Genomic DNA, 267 nt, shown 5'->3' with positions numbered 1-267 from the left:
CGATCAACGCCGCGTTGCTGCGGGCAACCGAGACCCTCGAGCGCTGGCATTGGTCCCTGCCGGCATGGGGATATTGGACGGCGGCGGATTTTGCCTCTCATCCGGAGGCATCGGCCTATTTGCGCGCCCATCAGCTGGGTTGGGATGTCACCGATTTCGGCTCGAACCGGTTTGCCGAATGCGGCCTCGTGTTGTTCTGCCTGCGCAATGGCATCGTTGATGTCGAGGGGGAGCGGACCTATGCCGAAAAGCTGCTCTTTGTCGAAG

Annotated in this window: 1 protein-coding gene; it reads left to right on the top strand. The window is 61.4% G+C overall.

The features are described 5' to 3' along the window. Positions 1 to 2: 2 nt before the first annotated feature. A partial coding sequence (locus AF337_RS12030) for a D-lyxose/D-mannose family sugar isomerase (RefSeq protein WP_152971012.1) occupies positions 3 to 267 on the top strand: 265 nt, incomplete at its 3' end.

The sequence above is a fragment of the Rhizobium ecuadorense genome (assembly GCF_001187535.1).
GTDB lineage: Bacteria > Pseudomonadota > Alphaproteobacteria > Rhizobiales > Rhizobiaceae > Rhizobium > Rhizobium ecuadorense.
The sequence above is the reverse complement of the archived record's forward strand: the minus strand, read 5'-3'. Positions and strand labels throughout refer to the sequence as shown.